A 21,725-nucleotide genomic window follows, 5' to 3' on the forward strand; every position below is an offset into this window, starting at 1 on the left:
GGGCGGGCCGCGCGCGTCGCGTTGCGCGGAGGGCGGTCCGCGCTCAGGCCGCGCGCGCCCGGTCCGGCACCGCGCGCAGCGGCGCCGCCGGGGTGCGGGTGGCGCTGACACGGTAGGTGATCCGGTCCGGGTCGGCGAGCGGCTCGCCCAGCGTGATCCGGCCCGCGGCGTGCAGGGCGTCGCACTCCGCGGTCGGCAGCGCCGCGTAGCAACCGCCCCGGCCGGTCGTGGAGTCCAGCGGGCGCCAGTAGCTGTACCTGCGCCGCCCGTCCGCCCGCACGGTGACGAAGACGGGGGTCCGCGCGTCGGTGACGATGCGCAGGACCTCGGCCTCGGCGGCACCGAGCTGGGCGCGGCGCCGGGCTCCACGGGCGGCGGCGGTGTGCGTACGGACGACTGCGGTGAGCGGCATCGGCTGTGGCCCTTCCAGGTCAGTGACTCGAGAACGCCTACCCGGTCCGGCCGGAGTTGATCTCGATGGAGCGCATTCTTCAGTACGGCACTGACAAGTCCTGCCCGAAGTCTTGCCGGAAGTCTTGCCGGATCAATGGCTCACCACTTAAATCACACCTTGAACTAAGCCGCTGTGTCCGGCGGTTGCCCGGTCCTGTCCGTTTCCGCAGAAAGCTCGCGCATGAGACTGAGATCCCTGGGTGTCGCGCTCGTCGCCACGGCCGCGCTCGTCACCCTTCCCGCCCCGATGACGGCCACCGCGGCCGACACCCCCCTCTCCCAGGGCCGGACGGCCACGTCGTCGTCGGCCGAGAACGCCGCAACGCCGTCCGGCAACGCCGTCGACGGCGACGCGAACACCCGGTGGTCGTCCGCCCCCGGTGACGACCAGTGGCTCCAGGTCGACCTCGGCGCCACCGCCTCGGTCAACCGGGTCGTCCTCAACTGGGAGGCGGCCTACGGCAAGGACTACAAGATCCAGCTGTCCCAGAACGGAAGCACCTGGACCGACGCGAAGACGGTCACCGGCGGCGACGGCGGCACCGACACGCTCGACGTCTCCGGCCAGGCCCGCTACGTCCGCATGCAGGGCGTGCACCGGGCCACCGCGTGGGGCTACTCCCTGTGGGAGTTCCAGGTCTTCGGCACTACCGGCGGCACCACGCCGGGCGGCTCGTGCGACAGCGCCAACGCCGCGCAGGGCAAGCCGGCTTCGGCCTCCTCCGTGGAGAACGCCGGAACCCCCGCCGCCGCGGCCTTCGACGGCGACGCCGGCACCCGCTGGTCCAGCCAGGCCTCCGACCCGCAGTGGGTGCGGGTCGACCTGGGCGCCGTGAAGGACCTGTGCAAGGTGGACCTGAACTGGGAGGCCGCCTACGCCAAGGACTTCCGGATCGAGGCGTCCTCGGACGGACAGAACTGGCAGACGCTGAAGAGCGTCACCGGCGCCACCGGGGGCAAGTCCTCCTACGACGTCAGCGGATCCGGCCGCTACGTCCGCATCCACGGCACCGCCCGCGCCACCGGCTACGGCTACTCGCTGTGGGAGGTCGCCGTGCACACCGGCACCACCGGCACTCCCCCCGTCGAGGGCGGCGGCGACCTGGGGCCGAACGTCATCGTCGTGGACCCGTCCACGCCGAACCTCCAGCAGAAGTTCGACCAGGTCTTCGCCCAGCAGGAGTCCAACCAGTTCGGCAGCGGGCGCTACCAGTTCCTGATGAAGCCGGGCACGTACAACGGGATCAACGCACAGGTCGGCTTCTACACCTCCATCTCCGGTCTCGGCCTCAACCCGGACGACACGCAGATCAACGGTGACATCACCGTGGACGCGGGCTGGTTCAACGGCAACGCCACGCAGAACTTCTGGCGTTCGGCCGAGAACCTCGCCATCACGCCGTCCAACGGCACCGACCGCTGGGCGGTCGCCCAGGCGGCTCCCTTCCGCCGGATCCACGTCAAGGGCGGCCTCAACCTCGCACCCAACGGCTACGGCTGGGCCTCCGGCGGCTACATCGCCGACTCCAAGGTCGACGGCACCGTCGGCCCCTACTCCCAGCAGCAGTGGTACACCCGGGACAGCTCGGTCGGCGGCTGGACCAACGGCGTGTGGAACATGACGTTCACGGGCGTCGAGGGCGCGCCGGCGAGCAACTTCGAGACCGGTCCGTACACCACGCTCGACACCACGCCGGTCTCCCGCGAGAAGCCCTTCCTCTACCTGGACGGCAACGAGTACAAGGTGCGCGTGCCCGCCAAGCGCACCAACGCGCGCGGCGTCTCCTGGCCCGCCAACGCCGGCGGCACCTCCCTGCCGCTCAGCCAGTTCTACGTCGTCAAGCCCGGCGCGACGGCGGCGACCATCAACGCCGCACTCGACCAGGGCCTCAACCTGCTGTTCACGCCCGGTGTCTACCACATCGACCAGACCATCGAGGTCGACCGTGCGAACACCGTCGTGCTGGGCCTCGGGCTCGCCACTATCATCCCGGACGGCGGCGTCGACGCCATGCACGTGGCCGACGTCGACGGCGTGCGGCTCGCGGGCTTCCTCATCGACGCGGGTCCGGTGAACTCGGCCGCGCTGCTGCGCATCGGCACGCCGGGCGGCAACGCCGACCACTCCGCCAACCCCACGACCATGCAGGACGTGTTCATCCGCGTGGGCGGCGCGGGCCCCGGCAAGGCAACCGACTCCGTCGTGGTCGACAGCGACGACGTGATCATCGACCACACCTGGATCTGGCGCGCCGACCACGGCGAGGGCGTCGGCTGGGAGACCAACCGCGCCGACTACGGCCTGCGGGTCAACGGCGACGACGTCCTCGCGACCGGCCTGTTCGTCGAGCACTTCAACAAGTACGACGTCTACTGGAGCGGTGAACGCGGCCGCACCATCTTCTTCCAGAACGAGAAGGCCTACGACGCCCCGAACGCGGCCGCCATCACCCATGACGGCATCGTCGGCTACGCGGCCTACAAGGTCGCCGACTCGGTGAACGTGCACGACGCGGTGGCGCTGGGCAGTTACTGCAACTTCACCGCCGACCCGGGCATCGTCCAGCACCACGGCTTCCAGGTGCCGGTCAAGACGGGCGTCAGGATGCGCAACCTCCAGGTGATCTCCCTGGGCGGCATGGGCCAGTACCGCCACGTCATCAACGACACCGGCGCGGGCACGTCGGGGACGAGCACCGTGCCCTCCAAGGTCGTCCAGTTCCCGTGACCGGCGACGAGCGGGCCGGATGAGGAGCCCGCGTACGCGTGACGCGCCCCGCTGGACCGCGGGGCGCGTCACACACGTCCGGGGGCAAAAGCCCGTGCCGCTCAGGCGAGTTGCACGAGGAGGTCGCCCCCCTCGACCTGCTGGATGCGGTTGATGGCGAGCCTGGTCACCGTGCCGGACTTCGGGGCGGTGATGGAGGCCTCCATCTTCATCGCCTCGATGGTGGCCAGGGTGGCCCCGGCCTCCACCTCGTCGCCCTCCGCGACGGCGAGGGTCACCACACCGGCGAACGGCGCGGCGACGTGACCGGGGTCCGCCCGGTCGGCCTTCTCCGTCACCGGCACGTCGGAGGCCGCCGACCGGTCGCGGACCTGGATCGGGCGGATCTGGCCGTTCAGGGAGGACATCACGGTGCGCATGCCGCGCTCGTCGGCGTCGCCGACCGCCTGCAGCTCGATGAGCAGCCGGACGCCGGGGTCGAGGTCGACCGTGTACTCCTTGCCCGGGCGCAGCCCGTAGAAGAAGTCCTTGCTGTCGAGGACGCTGGTGTCACCGAACGAGGCGCGGTGGGTGTCGAACTCGCGGGCCGGCCCGGGGAACAGCAGCCGGTTGAGCGTGGCCCGGCGGTCCTCGTCGAGACCGGTGCGGTCGTCCGCGGACAGCTCGGCCGGCGGCTTCGCCTCGGCGCGGCCCCGCAGCGCCCTGGTGCGGAACGGCTCGGGCCAGCCGCCGGGCGGGGTGCCCAGCTCGCCGCGCAGGAAGCCGACGACGGAGTCGGGGATGTCGAACCGGCCGGGCTCCGCCTCGAAGTCCGCCGGGGACACGCCGGCGCCCACCAGGTGCAGCGCCAGGTCACCGACCACCTTGGAGGACGGGGTGACCTTCACCAGGCGGCCCAGCATCCGGTCGGCGGCGGCGTACATGGCCTCGATGTCCTCGAAGCGGTCGCCGAGACCGAGCGCGACGGCCTGGGTGCGCAGGTTGGAGAGCTGCCCGCCGGGGATCTCGTGGTGGTAGACGCGGCCGGTCGGGGAGGCGAGGCCCGCCTCGAAGGGGGCGTAGACCTTGCGGACGCTCTCCCAGTACGGTTCCAGCTCGCCGACGGCCTGGAGGTCGAGCCCGGTGGGCCGGTCGGTGTGGTCGGTGGCGGCCACGATCGCCGACAGCGAGGGCTGGGAGGTGGTCCCGGCCATGGACGCCACCGCCCCGTCGACGGCGTCCGCGCCGGCCTGGATCGCCGCCAGGTAGGTGGCCAGCTGACCACCGGTGGTGTCGTGGGTGTGCAGGTGCACCGGCAGGTCGAACTCCCGGCGCAGCGCGGAGACCAGAGTCGCGGCGGCCGGGGCGCGCAGCAGGCCGGCCATGTCCTTGATCGCCAGCACGTGGGCGCCGGCGTTCACGATCTGCTCGGCGAGCCGCAGGTAGTAGTCGAGGGTGTAGAGCCGCTCGGAGGGGTCGGACAGGTCGGCGGTGTAGCACAGCGCGACCTCGGCGACGGCGGTGCCGGTCTGCCGCACCGCCTCGATGGCGGGCCGCATCTGCTCGACGTCGTTGAGGGCGTCGAAGATGCGGAAGATGTCGATGCCGGTGGCGGCGGCCTCCTGCACGAAGGCGTCGGTCACCTCGGTCGGGTACGGGGTGTAGCCCACGGTGTTGCGCCCGCGCAGCAGCATCTGGAGGCAGATGTTGGGCACCGCCTCGCGCAGCGCGGCCAGCCGCTCCCAGGGGTCCTCGGCGAGGAAGCGCAGGGCGACGTCGTAGGTGGCGCCGCCCCAGCACTCCAGGGACAGCAGCTGCGGCAGGGTGCGGGCGACGACGGGCGCCACGGCGAGCATGTCCTTGGTGCGCACCCGGGTGGCGAGCAGGGACTGGTGGGCGTCGCGGAAGGTGGTGTCGGTGACGCCGATGGTGGAGGACTCGCGCAGCCGCCGGGCGAAGCCCTCGGGGCCCAGCTCGGCCAGCGACTGGCGTGATCCGGACGGGGGTTCACCGGCCGGCGCCGTCGGCAGCTTGGTCAGCGGGTCGATCAGCGCGGGGCGCTCGCCGTGCGGCTTGTTCACGGTGACGTCGGCGAGGTAGGTCAGCAGCTTGGTGCCGCGGTCCGCGGAGTGCCGGGCGGTGAGCAGGTGCGGGCGCTGCTCGATGAAGGAGGTGGTGACGCGTCCGGCCTGGAAGTCGGCGTCGTCCAGGACCGCCTGGAGGAACGGGATGTTGGTGGCGACGCCGCGGATGCGGAACTCGGCGACCGCGCGCCGGGCGCGGTTCACGGCGGTGGTGAAGTCGCGCCCCCGGCAGGAGAGCTTGACCAGCATCGAGTCGAAGTGCGCGCTGATCTCCGTACCGGCGTGGGTGGTGCCGCCGTCGAGGCGGATGCCGGAACCGCCGGGCGAGCGGTACGCGCTGATGCGGCCGGTGTCCGGGCGGAAGCCGTTGGCCGGGTCCTCGGTGGTGATGCGGCACTGCAGGGCGGCCCCGCGCAGGGTGATGTTCTCCTGGGACAGCCCGAGGTCCGCGAGTGTTTCCCCGGCGGCGATGCGCAGCTGGGACTGGACGAGGTCGACGTCGGTGACCTCCTCGGTGACCGTGTGCTCCACCTGGATGCGCGGGTTCATCTCGATGAAGACGTGGTTGCCCTCCCGGTCGACGAGGAACTCCACGGTGCCGGCGTTGCGATAGCCGATCTGCCGGGCGAAGTTCACGGCGTCGGCGCAGATGCGTGCCCGCAGGTCCGGGTCGAGGTTGGGCGCGGGGGCGAGCTCGATGACCTTCTGGTGGCGGCGCTGCACCGAGCAGTCCCGCTCGAAGAGGTGGATGACGTCGCCCTCGCCGTCGGCGAGGATCTGCACCTCGATGTGCCTCGGTTCGACGACCGCCTTCTCCAGGAAGACCGTGGAGTCGCCGAAGGCGGAGGCGGCCTCGCGGGACGCCGCCTCGATGGACTCGCGCAGCTGGGCGGGGTCGTCGACCCGGCGCATGCCGCGCCCGCCGCCGCCCGCGACCGCCTTGACGAAGACGGGGAAACCGACGTCGTCGGCGGCCCTCACCAGTTCGTCCACGTCGGTGGAGGGCGCGGAGGAGCCGAGCACCGGCACGCCGGCCTCGCGGGCGGCGGCCACGGCACGGGCCTTGTTGCCGGTCAGTTCGAGGATCTGCGCGCTGGGCCCGACGAAGGTGATCCCGGCCTCTTCGCAGGCCCGGGCGAGCTCGGGGTTCTCCGACAGGAATCCGTAGCCCGGGTAGACGGCGTCGGCCCCCGCCCGGCGGGCGGCACGGACGATCTCCTCCACGGAGAGGTACGCGCGCACCGGATGCCCCTGCTCGCCGATCTCGTAGGCCTCGTCGGCCTTGAGCCGGTGCAGCGAGTTGCGGTCCTCGTGCGGGAAGACGGCGACGGTGCGCGCGCCGAGCTCGAAGCCCGCCCGAAACGCGCGGATCGCGATCTCACCGCGGTTGGCGACCAGCACCTTGCGGAACATTCTTGATCCCTTCAGCCTGCCGGGTGACGAGACCATGGTGTCGGCGCCGCCCTCGGTACGCCATGTGAGCCGGGCCACTCACGGTGCTGCCGCCTGCCGGTGGCGCTGCGGGTCGGACCGGGGCCGTCCTCACCCGAGGGCGGCGGCGAGGCGGTGGCGGATGCGGTCGACACCGACCGGGGTGCGGGCGGGGGCGGCGGTGGTGCAGCCGGGCAGGCCGGCCCTGGCGAGGGTGCTCAGCAGGGCCCGGGGACCGCTGTCGAGGTAGGTGACGAATCCGGCCCGGCGCATCGCGCGCAGGGTGCGGTGGAAGGCCAGCGGCTCGGTCAGGTGGGCGGCGGCGACGGTGCGCAGCTGGGCCGGGGTGCGGGCGGGCCCCGCCGTGGTGGCCGTGTGGACGGGGAGCGCGGGCGGGGTGACGCGCTGTGCGCGCAGCAGGCGGCGGAAGGCGTGGTGGACCTCGGTGAGCAGGGGGTGGTGGTAGGCGGTGCGGCTGGTCAGCGGGGTGGCCCGGCGGCCGAGCGCGCGGGCGGTGCGGGTGACGGCGGCCAGCTGCTCCTGGGGCCCGGCCAGGACGGTCTGGTGCGGGGCGTTGCGGGCGGCGATCCGCACCTGCGGCAGGTCCTCGGCGCGCAGCAGGTCCGCCGCCTGTCCGGCGGACAGGTCGGTGGCCAGCAGTCCCGCCGCGGGCAGCGCCGCCTCGCGCAACAGCCGGTCGCGGACGTGCAGCAGCCGGACTCCCTGTTCGAGGGTGATGGCCCCGGCCACGGTGAGCGCCGCGAGGTCGCCCACGCTGTGGCCGAGCACCGCGTGCACGGGCGGTGCGGCGAGGTCGAGCAGGACGGTGGCGCAGGCGACCACCGCGGCGTAGGTCGCCAGGTCGAAGCCCAGGGGGTCGGTGCGTACCAGGTGATCGGGGTCGGGTGCCGCGGCGTCGGTGAGCAGGCGGCTGACGGGCGGGCCGGTGCGGCCGAGCGCGGCGCCGCGGGCGTCGACGGTGCGCAGCACCCGGGCGACGGACGGGACCTCGCTCAGGTGGCGCAGGGCGCCGGGCAGGTAGGCCCCCTGGCCGGGGCACATCAGCACGGTGCGCGATGTGCCGCCGGGGAGGGATGCCGGGGGGTCGTCCCTCATGACGCGTCGGCGAAGGCGAGTGCCACGTTGTGCCCGCCGAAGCCCATGCTCGTGGAGACGGCGGCGAGGGGCCCGGCGGGCAGGGCCACGGGAGTGCGTCCGACGACGTTCAGACGGATCTCGGGATCCACGCGTTCGAGCGTGCACGCGGGCGGTGCCGTCCGGTGCCGCAGGGCGAGGACGGTGAGGACGGCCTCGATGGCGCCGGCGGCACCGAGCGTGTGCCCGAAGGCGGCCTTGGTGGCGCTGACCGCCACGTCGTCCACTCCGGCGGCGAAGACGCTGTGCAGCGCCTGCGCCTCGCCGAGGTCGCCCAGCGGTGTCGAGGTGGCGTGCGCGTTGACGTGCCGGATCTGCCGCGGGAGGAGTCCCGCGTCGTGCAGCGCCGAGCCGACGACGTCCGCGCAGCCGATGCCGCCGGGTGCGGGCCGGGCCACGTGGTGGCTGTCGTTGGTGATGCCCGCGCCGGTCAGCCGGCCGTGGACGCGGGCGCCGCGGGCGGCTGCGTGCCGGGCGCTCTCCACGACGAGCATGCCGGCGCCCTCCCCCATCACGAAGCCGTCCCGGTCGGCGTCGAAGGGCCTGGAGGCGCCCTTCGGGTCGTCGTGGCGCCGGGAGAGGGCCCGCAGCCGCGCGAAGCCGGCCATGACCAGCGGATGCAGTGCGGCCTCGGCACCGCCCGCGACCACGATGTCGGCGCGGCCGTCCCGGATCATGCCGAGGGCCTGGGCGAGCGCCTCGGCTCCGGCGGCACAGGCACTGACCGGGGCGTGCACCCCGGCCTTGGCACCCACCATGAGTCCCACTTCGGCGGCCGGGTGGTTGGGCAGCATGATCGGGATGGTGCGCGGGCTGACCCGCCCCGGGCCCCGGCTCTCCAGCAGGCGGTTCTGCTCCAGGACGCTCGTCAGCCCGCCCAGCCCCACCCCGACGACGACGGCGACCCGGGAGCCGTCCGCGGAGAGCGACGCGGGGTCGGGGTACCCCGCGTCGCGGACCGCCTCCCGGGCGGCGACGAGGGCGAACTGCGCGGCCCGGTCGCAGTGCGCCGCCTTGGCGGACGGCAGGACCGTCCCGGGGTCGACCGCGGCCGGGGCCGCGAGATACACCTGCGCGGGCCCCTCCGGCTCCGCGACGTCGAGTCGCTCGACACCGCACACGCCGCCCAGCAGGGCCTGCCAGGTGGTGGGCACGTCGCCGCCCAGCGCGGTGGTCAGTCCCAGCCCCGTGACGACGGCGGACCGGTCCTCGGGCGCGGGGTCGGCCGCGTGCCGTGGGCTCACGCGGTGCCGCCCGCGGGGGCGGCGACGGCTTCGGCGAGGTGGGCGGCGATCTGCCGCACCGTCGTGAGCTGTTCCGCCTGCTCCTCGGGGACCTCGATCTGCCAGCGGTCCTCGATCGCGGCGACCAGTTCCAGCCTGGCCAGCGAGTCGACGCCCAGGTCGTCCTGCAGGGAGGCGTCGGGATCGACCTCCTCCACGGTCAGGTCCTCGACCGTGGCGGCCAGCAGGTCCCGCAGTTCGTCGAGCAGCTGTCGTTCGTCGGCGTTGGACGGCATGTCCGCTTCCTCCTCGGTCCGTGCACGGCGCGCCCGGGGCGGTGGGCGGGAGGACCCGGCCCCGGGGCGCGCCGTCGGTGTCCGGCGACCTGCCGGTTGCACGCCGACAGGCTGTCCGGCCGTCCGGCACGGCAATCGCCGTGCTCGGGGGGGACGGCGGAGCATCGGGTGCACGGGACGGGCTCTCGCGAGCACCCGTGTCCTTCCTTCACGTTGAAGCGCCCCGGGGCGGACCGAGGGTGGCGGGCGCCGAGTGCGTAAGGGGGGCGGGTGGGGTGTGTGCCCGGGGAAGGGCGGGGGCCGGTGCGGTGGTGCCGCGCTTCCTCAACGGACTTTGGCGGCTCTTTTAAGGCTTTCTGAAGATGACCTTCGAACGGCCGTTTCCCTCCCGGTCGGGTCCTAGGCTCTCGAACACCCCCCACGGTCCCGGTGGACGCGGTCGCGTCCACCGGGTGCGGGGGCTCCGTCAGCCGACCGACAAGCCGAGGTGTCCTGCGCATGGGTTCCCGCCGAGCCGCCCGCCCGTCCCGCTCCCACGCCCGCCCCCGCGGCGGACTCAGGCACCGCGGTACCGCGCTGGCACTCGGCGCCGTCACCTTGACCGCGGGGGTCGGGATCACGCTGGCCGTCACCGACGGCGACGACGGCGGCGCCTCGGACCGGGTCACCGCGAACGCCGCGGACCGGGCGCCGAACGCCGAGGACGCGGCGGGCGGCGCGGCACCGCTCGCGTCGGCGTCGGCGAGCCCGAGCGTCACGGCGAGCGGTTCTCCGAGCAGGAGCGCCGCGCCGGAGAAGAAGCCGAAGCGGACGGCGAGCCCGTCGACCAGTGCCCCCAAGGCGTCCGCGCCGACTTCCGAGGCCCCCGTCAGGGCCACCACGAAGAGCGGCGGCGACGGATCGGGCGGCGCGGGTTCCGGCGGGGGCAGCGGGTCGGGGCAGGGCAGCGGGCCGGGTGCCGGCTCGGGTTCCGGTACGACGGGCGGGGCCGAGGCCCAGGTTCTCGCGCTGGTGAACGAGGAGCGGGCCGCGGCGGGCTGTTCGCCGGTCACCGCGAACGACCGGCTGACCCGCGCGGCCGACGACTACAGCGACGTCATGGCGAGCAGCGGGGTGATGTCCCACACGGGTCCGGACGGCTCCACCATGACGAGCCGGGTGGAGGCGGCCGGCTACCGGTGGTCGACGCTGGGGGAGAACATAGCCCGGGGCCAGGCGGACGCCGCCTCGGTGATGGACTCCTGGATGAACAGCCCCGGCCACCGGGCCAACATACTCAACTGCTCCTTCAAGGAGCTGGGCGTCGGCGTGCACTTCGGCGACGGCGGCCCCTGGTGGACCCAGGACTTCGGCACCGGCCGCTGAGACCGGCCGCCGCCCTCGTCACCGTTCGCCGCCGGCCCCACGCCCCTGCGCCAACGCGAACGAGACCCTCACCCGCGCGCCCCCGAGCGGCGCACGGGTGATCGTCAGTTCCCCGTCCGCCGTACGGGCCGCCCGCGCCACGATGTCCAGGCCGAGACCGGTGGAACCACCGACGCTGACGCCCCGGGTCAGGGCCGCCTCGGGATCCGCCACGCCCGGCCCGGCGTCGTCGACCGTGAGGTACACGTGCCGCTCCCGCCGTTCCACGCGCACGAGGAAGCGGGTGCCCTGCGGGGTGTGCCGGAAGACGTTGCCGATCAGCGCGTCGACGACGGCGGCGAGGTCGTCCTCGGGGAAGGCGACGGGGGCCGGGCGCGGGGTGAGGGAGCGCTCGAAGGGGCGCTCCTGCTGGGCGGCGAGGACCGACCAGAAGTCCAGCCGCATGGCGACCACCTCGGCGACGTCGCACGGCTTCCCCGTGTCCGCCGCGCCGCCGGCGAGCTGCGCCGACGCGAGGGGTGTGCGCGCCGCCGCGATGATCGAGTCCAGCTCGCGCTCCAGCTGCCCGGCGGCCCGGGTGACCCGCTGCGCGCCGGGTGTGGCGCCCATGCGGTCGGCTTCCAGGTAGAGCGCGGTCAGCGGGGTGCGCAGCCGGTGCGAGAGGTCCGCGACCAGCTCGCGTTCGACGGCGAGCAGGTCGACGACCCGGTCGGCCATGGTGTTGAACGCCACTCCGGCCTCCTGGAGCTCGGGCGGACCGTCCGGTCGCACCCGTACGCCGAGGTCCCCGGAGCCGAGCGCGAGCGAGGCGCGCTTGAGGCCCCGGGAGGAGCGGACCACCCGGGCACCGAGCCGGTCGGCGACCAGCACCGAGCCGCCCACCAGGCCGAGGGCCAGCAGAGCCATCACGCCCCACGAGGCCGTCACGCCCCGGGTGAGGTCCGCGGCGGGCACGTAGGCCTCGACGACGGCGACCCGGTCGCCCCGCAGGACGACGGGCTGGAGGTACGCCCACCCGTCCGAGGTGTCGACGGCGAGCGTCTCGCGCCCCCGTACGGCCCGGTCGAGCGCCTCCCGGGAGGCGTGCGGAGTCCCGATGAAGCCGCCGTCGGGCAGTCGTACGACGAGCTGGTCGGCGGAGCCGAGTTCGGCGACGGCCTGCTGGACGTCGGCTCGACGGGTGGTGAGGGCGAGCACCGGTGAGAGGGCGGCGGCACGCTGCTCGGCGGCGGTGGTGACCCGGTCGCGGGCCTGTTCGCGCACGAGGAGGGCGAGCGGGATGAGGAAGGAGAGCGCCACCATGGAGGTGACGGCCAGGGCGATCCCGGCGAGGGCACGTCTCATGGCGCGCTGACCAGCTTGATGCCGATGCCCCGCACGGTGTGGAGGAAGCGGGGTTTGCGCGCCTTCTCGCCCATTTTGCGGCGGAGGGCGGAGAGGTGGACGTCCACGGTCTGGTCCTCCACGTACGGCTGCTGCCACACCTCGGCGAGGATGCGCTGTCGCGAGATGACCTGGTCGGCGTTGGCGGCCAGATAGGCGAGCAGGTCGAACTCGCGCCGGGTGAGGGGGAGTTCGCGGTCGCCGAGGTGGGCGGTGCGCGCGGTGGGGTCGATGCGCAGGTCGGCGACCCGGAGGACGGGCTGCCGCGCGGCCCGCGGGCCGGCGGGCGCGGAGCGGCGCAGTACGGCGGCGAGCCGGGCGGCGAGCTGGCCGCCGGAGAAGGGCTTGACCATGTAGTCGTCGGCCCCGGCGTTGAGCAGCCTGATGATCTCGCTCTCCTCGTCCCGGGCGGTGGCGACCAGCACCGGGACGCGCGATATGCCCCGGATCATCCGGAGCACGTCGAGTCCGTCGAGGTCGGGCAGCCCGAGGTCGAGCACGACGATGTCCGGGGGGCTCTGGGTGATCTCGCGCAGCGCCTCGAAACCCTGGTGTGCGGTCTTCACCGCGTAGCCGTGCCCGGTGAGGACCTCGATCAGCGCGGCCCGGATCACAGGGTCGTCCTCGACGACAAGTACGGAGGCCATGGGCAGGCACGTTAGCCGGTCCGTCACTATGGTGTCGTGTCCCGCCTCCTGCGCTACCTGATCATCTGGCTGTCCTGCACGGCGGCCAGTGTCACGGCTGTCATCATCACGATCCACTTCGTGGTGGGGTCGACCCGGCCGACCGCGCCGGTCGCGCAGACGGCGCCCAAGGAGCTTCCGACATCTGCGCGCCCCACCGTTTCGAAGAGTGCGAAGCCCTCCCCGAGCCCGTCGCCGACCAGCCGGAGGCCCAGTCCGACACCGTCCCGCACTTCCGAGAAGCCGCCCGAGCCGTCTGCGACCCCCACGCCGACGCCCGGCCCCCGCACCACTCCCCCACGGCCGACGGCCGGTGGCGGCGACCCGGGGTGCGAGGGCGGGGCCGGGGTGTACACGGTGCCGTCCGAGGGCGGCAAGGCGACCGTGCGGTTCGGCGGCAGCGGGGTGTGCCTGGTCTCCGCGGTGCCGAACCAGGGCTTCACGGTGAGCACGCGGCAGAGCGCGCCGCAGACGCTGGCGGTGACGTTCACGGCGAGCCGCCACCGCTCGGAGATCACCGCGACGACGCAGCCGCAGAGCCGGGCCGATGTCCGCGAGGTGTCGTGGTGACGTCCCACCACGCTCGCCTCTTCGGCCGCCGCCTCCTTCGGCCGCCGTCACCCTCGGCCCGCCGGGGCGGTGCCTGACCGCCGCCGGCCGGCCGGGGGGCGCGGTCAGGTGGTGGCGCAGGCCGCTCCGTCGAGGCTGAAGGCGGCAGGCACGGTGTTGACGGCACCCTTCTGGCCCGTGAAGCCGAGGGTGACCGTGCCGCCGGCCGGGATGGTGGCGGTGTAGGAGGCCGGGGCGACGCTCACCGCACCGGCGTTCTGGGTGGCGGTGCCTCCCCACATGTTGGTGACCCTCTGGCCGTCGGCGAAGGCGAAGGCCAGCCTCCACGGGCCGACGGCGGCGGTGCCGGTGTTGCGGACGGTGATCTCGCCCTGGAAGCCGCCGGGCCACTCGCCCACGATGCGGTACTTGACGGAGCAGGCGCCGGCCGGGGTGCCACCGCCCTGGTCGGTGGTGATCTCGACGGTGGCGGAGCGGGCGGACCGGTTGCCCGCCGCGTCACGGGCGTAGACGGCGAAGGTGTACCGGGTCGCGGCGGTGAGGCCGGTCACGGTGGCACTGGTGGTCGTCGAGGAGGCGGCCTTGGTCTCCGTGGTGCCGGCCACCCGGACCACGTCGTACCCGGTGACCGCGGTGTCGTCGGTGGCGGCGGCCCAGCCGAGCGTGACGGAGGTGTCCGTGACCGACGTGGCCCTGGGCGTGCCGGGGGCCGTCGGGGCCTGGGTGTCGTCGCCCGGGGTGCCGCCGCCGTAGACCGTGGCCTCTTCGGCGGTCCGGGCGATGCCGTCGGCGCCGTGGAAGATGCGCTCGCCCCAGTCGCTGAGCCTGCTCGGGTCGAAGTCGATCGCCAGGTCGAGGACCGGGTCGGTGTTGCCGCTCCACGACCAGGCCAGGTAGCCGAGGCGGAGCCGCTCGGCGGTGGCCATCATGGTGTCCTCGTCCGGATCGCCGTACTGGTCGGCGGGGCCGCCGAACTCGCCGATCAGGATGGGCAGTTCCGCGTCGACGAACGCCTCCAGGTAGTCGGTGATCTCCTGGGCGGTGTCGAAGACGCTGTACATGTGGATGGAGAAGATCAGGTTGCCGGTGGGGTCGGCGTCGTACACGGACTGCGCGTTGGCGCGCATCACGCCCTGCCAGTCCTGGCCCCAGTTGGGCGCGTCCACCATGATCGTGTGCTGGAGTCCGGCGGCGCGCAGCTTCTTGACGGCCGCGACGGTGGGCTCGGTCCAGCCGGCGGGGTCGGTGTTGCCCCAGGGCTCGTTGCCGATGTTGACGATGACGTAGTCCTCCTGGCCGGCCAGCACGTCCTTGAGGCCGATCCAGTAGTCGGCGGCGTGGTCGAGGGTGCCGGCCGCGGCGTCCTCGCCGTATCCCGTGGTGTCGTGGACCTCCAGCACGCAGATCAGCCGGTTGGCCTTGCACTGCCCGATCACGGCGGCGACGTCCGCGGGGCCGTTCTCGCTCCAGCGGTAGCCGTCCGACAGGACGACCCGGACGCTGTTGGCGCCCAGCGCCTTGATGTCCGCCAGCGACTGCGTCTCGCCGGGGTACCAGGAGTGGGCGTGGTTGACCCCGCGCATCACGAAGTCGTTGCCGTTGCCCTCCAGCAGCCTGCCCTCGCTGATGTGCAGGCCGGCCGCCTGCGCGCCGGCCGCCCGGGCCGGGGCCGCCTGGGCCGCGGCCGCCCCCGGGAGGAGCGCACCGGCGACGACCAGCCCGATCAGCGCGGCCAGGCCGGTCAGCAGGCGGGCGGAGAGTGTCTTCGGTGCTGGTGTATCGCGTCTTGCTGTGCGCACGGCGACTCCAGGACGGGTAGTGCGGACACGGGCGACGACGGGGAGCGACTCGTGGGAGCGCTCCCACATGAGACCCCATGAAACTCATTGCGCCGCGTACACGTCAAGACGGTGGACAGAAAACGCTTGCCGACGTGTGCCGCGGGGGCCACCCCCTTCGCTGTCGCTGCCCTTTCGCTGTCGCTGCCCCTTCCTGTTCCCCGGCCCGCCCAGGGCACCGGCCGGCCCCTGCCGCGGGCCGGCCGGCGGGGCCGCGGTCGGGATGCTCAGACGGTCACGCCCGGCTGCCGCCGGGGCAGTTCGGCGTGCCGCACCGCTTCGGAGGCCAGGGCGACGCCCACGCCCAGGCCGGCGAAGACGCCGCAGCCGACGAAGACCGGGGCGGCCCCCCAGGCACCGATGGCGGCACCGACCAGCGGGTAGCTGAGGGGGGCGAGACCGACCATGGTGAGCATGACGACGGAGGTGACCCTGCCGAGGTAGGCCGGGTCGGTCGCGGTCTGTACGAGGGCGCTGTTGAGACTGCCGAAGACACCTGCGTTCAGCCCGACGACCCCGGCCAGCACCACGGCGAGCCACAGGGACGGCACCAGCCCGATCGTGGCCGCCCCCGCGCAGTCCACGAGCAGCGTCCCCGCCATCAACAGGCCGGCCCGCGGCAGCCGGCCGGCGATCGCGAGCAGCGCGGCGCTGGCCGCGGCGCCCGCGCCGAAGCTGCTGATGATCCAGCCGTAGCCCGAGGGGCCCCAGCCGCGTTCGGCGTTGAGGAGCACCATGCCGACGTTGAGGCTGCCGGTGAGGCCGAGTTCGCAGAGGGCGCCGGCGGCGACGAGCGGGCCGAGCAGGCGGTGGTGGCGGATGTAGCGCAGGCCGTCGAGCAGCTCCTGCCGCGCGGTGCCGCGCTCCGCCGGCTCGGCGCCGCCGGCCCCGAGGGGCCGTATGCGTGTCGTCAGCAGGAGCGGCAGGGACAGCGCGATGAGCAGTCCGGCGACGGTGAAGGCGGCCGCGGGTCCGCCGAATCCCATGGCCAGGCCGCCGGTCGGCGGGCCCGCGATCTGGCTGAGGCGGGTCGCCAGCATACGCATGCCGGTGACCCGGGCCAGCTGGTCGGGGGCGGTGATCCGGGGCGGGAGGGCACCGACAGCGGGCACGAACAGCGCGTCGACGGCGCCGAAGACGAGCGCAACCCCGACCAGGATCCACAAGGCCGGTGCCGTCAGCGCGACACCGGCGGCCACCGCCAGGATGACGAGGCAGCGCAGTGTGTCACTGCCGAGGATCACCCGTCGGGGGTCGAACCGGTCGGCCACCACGCCCCCACCGAGCATGAGGAGCGCCCGTGGTAACGCTGCGGAGGCCATGACAAGCCCTACCTCGGTGGGGCCGGCGGCCTTCTGGGCGGACCAGCCCAGGGCGGCGAAGTACACGCTGTCGCCGACGAGGGACACGGTGTACGCGGTCAGCCAGCGCAGCACGTTGCCGTCGCGGTGGGCCGGTACGGGGGCGTGCTCGGGCAGGACGGTCTGCGAGGTGGCCATCGTGGGCTCCAGTACGTCGGAAGGCGTCCGGGTCAGGGCCGGAAGGGGAAGCCGTAGAGATGCACGGACACGTGCTCGCGGTCCTCGGCGTCGTCGGCCGCCTTGGCGGCCTTGCCGCGCTCGCGCCAGCGCCGGGCCAGCGCCTCCAGTTCGCCGCTCATCTCGGCGAGTTCGGCCGGGGTGAGGTCGAGCAGCCACTCGGAGCTGAAGGACGCGTCGGACCACGCCTTCCCCCAGGCGGACTTCTGGTCGAGGTACGTGCGGTACTGGGCGACACGGGTGTCGAAGATGCCGCGGGTCACCGCGCCGACCGCGGCGGCCCCCTCGGGTGTGTCCGCGAAGTCCGAGTCCCGGAAGCCCCAGCCCTCCTCGGACGCCACCTGCCACCACCGCTCACGGCCGTCGGCGCCCTCGGCGCTCGCCTGCGTCACGAAGCCGTGCTCGGCCAGCTTGCGCAGGTGGTAGCTGACCAGCGACGGCGTTTCGTCGACATGCTCGGCGAGCTGAGAGGCGGTCGCGGTGCCCGCCGCGTACAGCAGCCGGTACAGCCGCATCCGCAGCGGATTCATGAAGGCCCTCAACCGCGACAGGTCGGTGATCTGCTCAGGCTTGTGCTTCGGTCCCATGCGCCCACCGTAATTACGAAGCGAAAACTTCGCAATATCCGCTTCAGGATTTGCGGGACCGGACCATCCGGCTCCGTGTGCCGCGAGCGCCAGGACCTCCGTGCTTTCCCGTTGGCCGACGGGCCAGGCCGGAAGAACCTTCGCCGTGGGCTTCGGAGCGAGAGAGGATGCGTCCATGATCGACACGGATGAGAACTCCGAGGAACAGGTCGCGATCGCCGCGGCGACGGACGGTGAACTGCGCTTGCACGATCCGGCGGTGCGCGCCTCCGCAGCCGGTGTCCGGCTGCTCGACCCGGAGTTCGTCGAAGTCGGCGCCTCCGGCCGGCTCTGGACGTACGCGGAGATGGCCGCGGCCCTGCCCACCCTGCACGGCGGAGCGGAAAGCCCGCGCATCGAGGTCTCCGCCCTGCGCGGTGTGCTCCTCGCCCCGGACCTCGTGCACCTGACGTACGTGAGCGTCGTCGGCAGCCGCCGGGTCCGCCGCAGCTCCCTGTGGCGCAAGGGCGAGGGCGACACCGGGTGGCGGCTCTACTACCACCAGGGCACCCCCGCCCCCGAGGGCTGAACCGCCCCCGGCTCCCCTCCCGGACGACGTCGCGGACAGTCCGCCCGGGTCGGTGGACCGGCGGGGGCCGGTGCGGCCCCTCATCCCTGTTCGCGCAGCCCCCAGGGCGAGCCGTACTCGGTGAGGAGGTCCAGGAAGGGGCGGGGCGGGAAGGCTTCCGGGCCGAGGACGCCGCTGCCCTGCCAGGCCCCGGTGGCGAGGAGTTCGAGGGCGACGACCGGGTTGAGCGCGGTCTGCCAGACGACTGCCTGCGAACCGTACTCGCGCATCGACCACTCGTTGTCGACCACGTGGTACAGGTACACCTCGCGCGCCTCGCCGTCACGGGTGCCCCGGACCCAGGTGCCGGCGCAGGTCCTGCCGGTCATCCGGTCGCCCAGGGTGGCGGGGTCGGGCAGGCAGGCGGCGACCACGTCCCGGGGCGAGACGGAGACCGGCCCGTCCGCGCCGGGGACCACGACCGGGGTGGTGGAGTCCAGGCCCAGTTCGTGCAGCGTCCTGAGCTTGGCGATGAAGTCCGCGCCGAGGCCGTACTTGAAGGTCACGCGGCGCGCCTCCACCCAGCGGGGGATCAGCAGCACCTCCTCGTGCTCGACGTTGACGCACTCCACCGGACCGATGCCCTCGGGGAAGTCGAAGGTCTCCGGCTCGCTGAACGGCGCGGTGGTGAACCAGCCGCGGTCCTTCTCGTAGACCACGGGCGGGTTGAGGCACTCCTCGATCGTGGTCCAGATGCTGAAGGAGGGTGCGAAGTCGTATCCCTCGACGGTCAGGTCGGCGCCGTCGCGCACGCCGATCTCCTCGATGTGGTCGAAGAGTTCGTCCGCGGCGTACCGGGCGAAGACGTCCGAGAGCCCCGGTTCGACTCCCATGCCGACCAGCGCCAGCCGCCCGGCGGCGGCCCACTGCCCGGCCAGGGCGAACTGCTCCTCGCCGAGTCGCACCCCGCACTCCTCGTGCGGGCGTGAGGCGTGCGGCACGGACAGCGACATCGCCATGTCGAGGTAGTGCACACCGCCCGCGAGAGCCGCCTCGAACAGGGGCATCACGAAGCGCGGGTCGGTCGCGTTGAGGAGGACGTCGCAGCGGTGCTCGGCGAGCGTCCGGCGCACGGCGTCACCGTCCGAGGCGTCGAGCCGCAGAGCGGTGAAGCGGTCACCGTCGTCGCCGAGGGCCGCGACGGCGGCCTCCGCACGGGCGGGGTCGTAGTCGGCGACGACCATGTGGCTCAGGAACCGCCTGCGGGCCGCGATCCGGGTGACGGCGGTCCCGACCCCGCCCGCACCGACGAGAAGTACACGCATGCCGGACACCTTTCCAAGTCGTGCCGGGAGGCGGACGCCTTCCGGATACGCCCGATGCAACGGGACGGCGCACGACAAGGTCAACCGTGTTGGCATAAGGTCCGGAGAGACGACGAGGAGGGCACGCGATGGCGAAGCCGGTGGTACGGGACGGGGCGCGGCGCAGGCGGCGGCCGACCCGGCAGGGCACGGTGCTGTCCGAGACGCTCATCGTGGACACCGCGCTGCGGCTGCTGCGCGAGCACGGCGGCGCGGGACTGACCGCGAGGCGCCTGGGGCTGGCGCTGGGCGCGGACCCGAGCACGCTGTACCGGTACTTCGCGGGCATGGACGACCTCACCCGTGCGATCGGCGACGAGTTGATGGGCCGCGCCCTGGAGAGCTGGACGGCGACCGGTCGCTGGCGCGACGACCTGCGTGCCCTGGGACTCGCCGTCCACTCGGCCTACCTCGCCCATCCGCAGGCCGCCGTACTCACCGCGAGCCGCGTCACCGGGCGCCCGCGCGAGATCGCGGTGGACGAGACCATCCTCGGCATTCTGCGCGGCGCGGGGCTGCCGGACGGCGACGCGGTCCGGATCTACCACACCTTCATCGACCAGAGCCTGGCCTTCGCGGCGCTCGACGCCGGCGCGCTTGCGCTGACCGAGGAGACGCGCGCGGCGGACGAGGACCTGTGGGGCACCACCTACGCGCGGCTGCCCGCGACGTCCCACCCGCACATCGCCGCCACCGCCCGGCTCCTGACCGAGCGGATGCCGCACAGCGCCTACCCCGGCGCCCTGGAGATGCTGCTGGAGCACACGGAGGCCCGTCTGTCCCGGAGCTGACCGGCCGACGGGCTCCCGGCCCGGACACCTCGTCCGCGGGAGCGGCCGTCGGCCGCCGCCCCCGCCGACCGCCGTCCGCCCACGCCGTCGGGCACGGACGGGGCGCGCACCGCCCGCCGTTACCGTGCTCCGGCTCCGTCTCCGGCTCCGGCTCCGAAGGCGTGGGCCAGTACCGTGCGCAGCGCGTGGCGCACCGCCGTGCGCGACTCGTCGGTGAGATCGATGGTCTCGAACCCGTGGTGGCCGTCGGGCACGTCGATCACCTCGACGTCCGTTCCGCAGTCCTTGGCCGCGGCGAGGAACTCCTCGACGGTGGCGGCGATCTCCGGCATCTCCCGTCCCACCCGGGTGAGCACGACGGGCAGGCCGCCCGCGTTCGCCACGGCGCGCGCCGGACGCAGACGGGCCTCGGACAGGCCCCAGTTCGGCAGGGGCGCCAGCACGGGGTAGGTGGCCGCCAGGCAGCGCAGCCACGCCGGGGGCGCGTCCAGCCAGTCGGCGGCGATCAGGCCGCCGCCGGAGAAGAACCACAGCGCGATCCGGTCCCCGTCCACCCGCGGATCGGCCCGCGCCAGCTCCACGGCCGCGGCCACGTCCGCGGCGGCCCGCTCGTAGTCGCCCAGGTCGTGCAGGCGGTGGTCGAGGAGGACGCCCACGGCTCCCTCCCCGGCCACGCTCCGGGCGTACCCCGTCAGCGCGGGCCACTCCCGCGGGGTCGGCCGTGCGTCGGCGGCGACCGGACCGCCGTGCACCAGGACCACCGCGGGACGCGGCTCCCCGGCGTCAGGGAGATACAGGTCGACGTTCCCGTGCCGCTCCCTCGGGACGTCCGGCGTGTCCATCAGGAACGGCTTCAGGTGGGCCGGCCCCGCGGCGTCGTCGACCGGTTCCAGCCGGTGCCCCTCCCCCGCCGCGGCGCGCAGCAGCACGTCCGTCAGTTCGGCGGGGCAGGACAGCATGGGCCAGTGGCCGGTGGGGAGTTCGAAGAAACTCACCCTGGGGTCGGTGAGCGGGCGCAGCGCGGGGTCGCCGAGGCCCACCAGCATCTGGACCAGTTCGATGCTCGTGCCGTTGCCGGTGCACAGCACGCCGGTGGTGGGCACCGGGTCGACCGCGCCGGTCAGTCGCAGCGGCTGGGTGAGGGTCCCGAGGGGTTGCGGCGCGGCGAGGGCGGTGAGCCGGTCCAGTGCCGCCTCGGGGACGCCCGCGGTGCTGCCCCACCGCGGCCACTCGTCGAGCGCCGGGGGTGGCAGCAACCCCCGCTCTCCGTCCGCGACTTGCGTCCCGCCGGTCCCGGCGAGCCGCTCGCGCAGGGACTGGTCGGGGACGGCGGCCAGGGCCGGGACGCCGTTCCTCGGCAGGCCCGAGTCCAGGTGGACGATCCGCTCGATGCGCTCCGCACGCCGGTCGGCGGCGCCCACCGCCGGGTGGATGCCGTAGTCGTGGCCGACCAGCACGATCCGCCGGTCCTCGGCCGCGCCCACCGAGTCGATCACCGCGAGCACGTCCGCGATGTGGGTCTCCAGGTCCACGTCGGCCGCGGTGGCCGCGCGCGGTCCGTCGAGGCCGGTGAGGGCGACCGTGTGCGCCTCGGCGCCCGCAGCGGTCAGGCGCGCTGCGGTGTCCTGCCAGATGTGCGTGCCGGTGAACATGCCCGACACCAGGATGAAGGCGGTCATGGTCCTGTCTCCTCCGTTCGCCGCGGCG

The 21,725-nt window shown here is 73.6% G+C and carries 17 protein-coding genes; 4 read left to right on the forward strand and 13 right to left on the reverse strand.

What is annotated here, in order from left to right; translation table 11 throughout:
• Positions 1 to 43: 43 nt before the first annotated feature.
• Positions 44 to 412: a hypothetical protein gene (locus EV562_RS01290; RefSeq protein ID WP_133884744.1), complete on the reverse strand. Its 369-nt coding sequence runs from the start codon at positions 410 to 412 to the stop codon at positions 44 to 46.
• Positions 413 to 634: 222 nt separating this feature from the next.
• Here EV562_RS01290 and EV562_RS01295 point away from each other — a divergent pair, with 222 nt between their 5' ends.
• On the forward strand, positions 635 to 3,181 hold the full coding sequence (locus EV562_RS01295) for a discoidin domain-containing protein (RefSeq protein WP_133884745.1): 2,547 nt from the start codon (positions 635 to 637) through the stop codon (positions 3,179 to 3,181).
• Positions 3,182 to 3,282: 101 nt separating this feature from the next.
• On the opposite strand, the gene EV562_RS01300 is transcribed toward EV562_RS01295, so the two are convergent.
• The 4 genes from EV562_RS01300 to EV562_RS01315 all read right to left on the reverse strand — a co-directional run bounded on the left by EV562_RS01300 (position 3,283) and on the right by EV562_RS01315 (position 9,349).
• On the reverse strand, positions 3,283 to 6,657 hold the full coding sequence (locus EV562_RS01300) for a pyruvate carboxylase (RefSeq protein WP_133884746.1): 3,375 nt from the start codon (positions 6,655 to 6,657) through the stop codon (positions 3,283 to 3,285).
• Between the two features lie 129 nt (positions 6,658 to 6,786).
• Positions 6,787 to 7,791 carry an acyltransferase domain-containing protein gene (locus EV562_RS01305; RefSeq protein ID WP_133884747.1) on the reverse strand — a complete coding sequence of 335 codons (1,005 nt, stop codon included), beginning with the start codon at positions 7,789 to 7,791 and terminating at the stop codon, positions 6,787 to 6,789.
• Positions 7,788 to 9,074: a beta-ketoacyl-[acyl-carrier-protein] synthase family protein gene (locus tag EV562_RS01310; protein WP_133884748.1), complete on the reverse strand. Its 1,287-nt coding sequence runs from the start codon at positions 9,072 to 9,074 to the stop codon at positions 7,788 to 7,790. Before EV562_RS01310 ends, EV562_RS01305 begins: the two co-directional genes overlap by 4 nt.
• Complete coding sequence (locus tag EV562_RS01315; protein ID WP_133884749.1) at positions 9,071 to 9,349, reverse strand: phosphopantetheine-binding protein; 279 nt, start codon at positions 9,347 to 9,349, stop codon at positions 9,071 to 9,073. The genes EV562_RS01310 and EV562_RS01315 overlap by 4 nt, the downstream gene beginning before the upstream one ends.
• A gap of 498 nt (positions 9,350 to 9,847) precedes the next feature.
• On the opposite strand from EV562_RS01315, the gene EV562_RS01320 reads away from it, so the two are divergent.
• Positions 9,848 to 10,714, forward strand: coding sequence for a CAP domain-containing protein (locus tag EV562_RS01320; RefSeq protein ID WP_133884750.1), 867 nt, complete (start codon positions 9,848 to 9,850; stop codon positions 10,712 to 10,714).
• A gap of 18 nt (positions 10,715 to 10,732) precedes the next feature.
• Here the strand turns inward: EV562_RS01320 and EV562_RS01325 are convergent, their stop codons facing one another.
• The 6 genes from EV562_RS01325 to EV562_RS01355 form a co-directional block, all read right to left on the reverse strand.
• On the reverse strand, positions 10,733 to 12,058 hold the full coding sequence (locus tag EV562_RS01325) for a HAMP domain-containing sensor histidine kinase (protein ID WP_133884751.1): 1,326 nt from the start codon (positions 12,056 to 12,058) through the stop codon (positions 10,733 to 10,735).
• Positions 12,055 to 12,744, reverse strand: coding sequence for a response regulator transcription factor (locus EV562_RS01330; RefSeq protein WP_166661519.1), 690 nt, complete (start codon positions 12,742 to 12,744; stop codon positions 12,055 to 12,057). The genes EV562_RS01325 and EV562_RS01330 overlap by 4 nt, the downstream gene beginning before the upstream one ends.
• A gap of 53 nt (positions 12,745 to 12,797) precedes the next feature.
• A complete protein-coding gene (locus EV562_RS01335) occupies positions 12,798 to 13,364 on the reverse strand; it encodes a hypothetical protein (RefSeq protein WP_243859941.1) in 567 nt (188 codons plus the stop codon).
• 93 nt (positions 13,365 to 13,457) lie between these two features.
• On the reverse strand, positions 13,458 to 15,152 hold the full coding sequence (locus EV562_RS01345) for a cellulase family glycosylhydrolase (protein ID WP_133884755.1): 1,695 nt from the start codon (positions 15,150 to 15,152) through the stop codon (positions 13,458 to 13,460).
• A 266-nt stretch (positions 15,153 to 15,418) separates the two neighbouring features.
• Positions 15,419 to 16,690, reverse strand: a complete 1,272-nt coding sequence (locus tag EV562_RS01350; protein ID WP_133884756.1) for an MFS transporter — start codon at positions 16,688 to 16,690, stop codon at positions 15,419 to 15,421.
• 32 nt (positions 16,691 to 16,722) lie between these two features.
• Positions 16,723 to 17,316 carry a helix-turn-helix domain-containing protein gene (locus EV562_RS01355; RefSeq protein WP_133884757.1) on the reverse strand — a complete coding sequence of 198 codons (594 nt, stop codon included), beginning with the start codon at positions 17,314 to 17,316 and terminating at the stop codon, positions 16,723 to 16,725.
• Between the two features lie 175 nt (positions 17,317 to 17,491).
• Between EV562_RS01355 and EV562_RS01360 the strand changes: the two genes are divergently transcribed.
• Entirely contained in the window at positions 17,492 to 17,884 is a 393-nt protein-coding gene (locus EV562_RS01360) for a DUF4440 domain-containing protein (RefSeq protein ID WP_133884758.1), read from the forward strand.
• Positions 17,885 to 17,964: 80 nt separating this feature from the next.
• Here the strand turns inward: EV562_RS01360 and EV562_RS01365 are convergent, their stop codons facing one another.
• Positions 17,965 to 19,188, reverse strand: a complete 1,224-nt coding sequence (locus EV562_RS01365; RefSeq protein ID WP_133884759.1) for a saccharopine dehydrogenase C-terminal domain-containing protein — start codon at positions 19,186 to 19,188, stop codon at positions 17,965 to 17,967.
• A gap of 128 nt (positions 19,189 to 19,316) precedes the next feature.
• Between EV562_RS01365 and EV562_RS01370 the strand changes: the two genes are divergently transcribed.
• Positions 19,317 to 20,018: a TetR/AcrR family transcriptional regulator gene (locus EV562_RS01370; RefSeq protein WP_133884760.1), complete on the forward strand. Its 702-nt coding sequence runs from the start codon at positions 19,317 to 19,319 to the stop codon at positions 20,016 to 20,018.
• 119 nt (positions 20,019 to 20,137) lie between these two features.
• On the opposite strand, the gene EV562_RS01375 is transcribed toward EV562_RS01370, so the two are convergent.
• Positions 20,138 to 21,697: an alpha/beta hydrolase gene (locus EV562_RS01375; protein WP_133884761.1), complete on the reverse strand. Its 1,560-nt coding sequence runs from the start codon at positions 21,695 to 21,697 to the stop codon at positions 20,138 to 20,140.
• Positions 21,698 to 21,725 lie beyond the last annotated feature (28 nt).

This window comes from Streptomyces sp. BK208, from assembly GCF_004364245.1.
GTDB lineage: Bacteria > Actinomycetota > Actinomycetes > Streptomycetales > Streptomycetaceae > Streptomyces.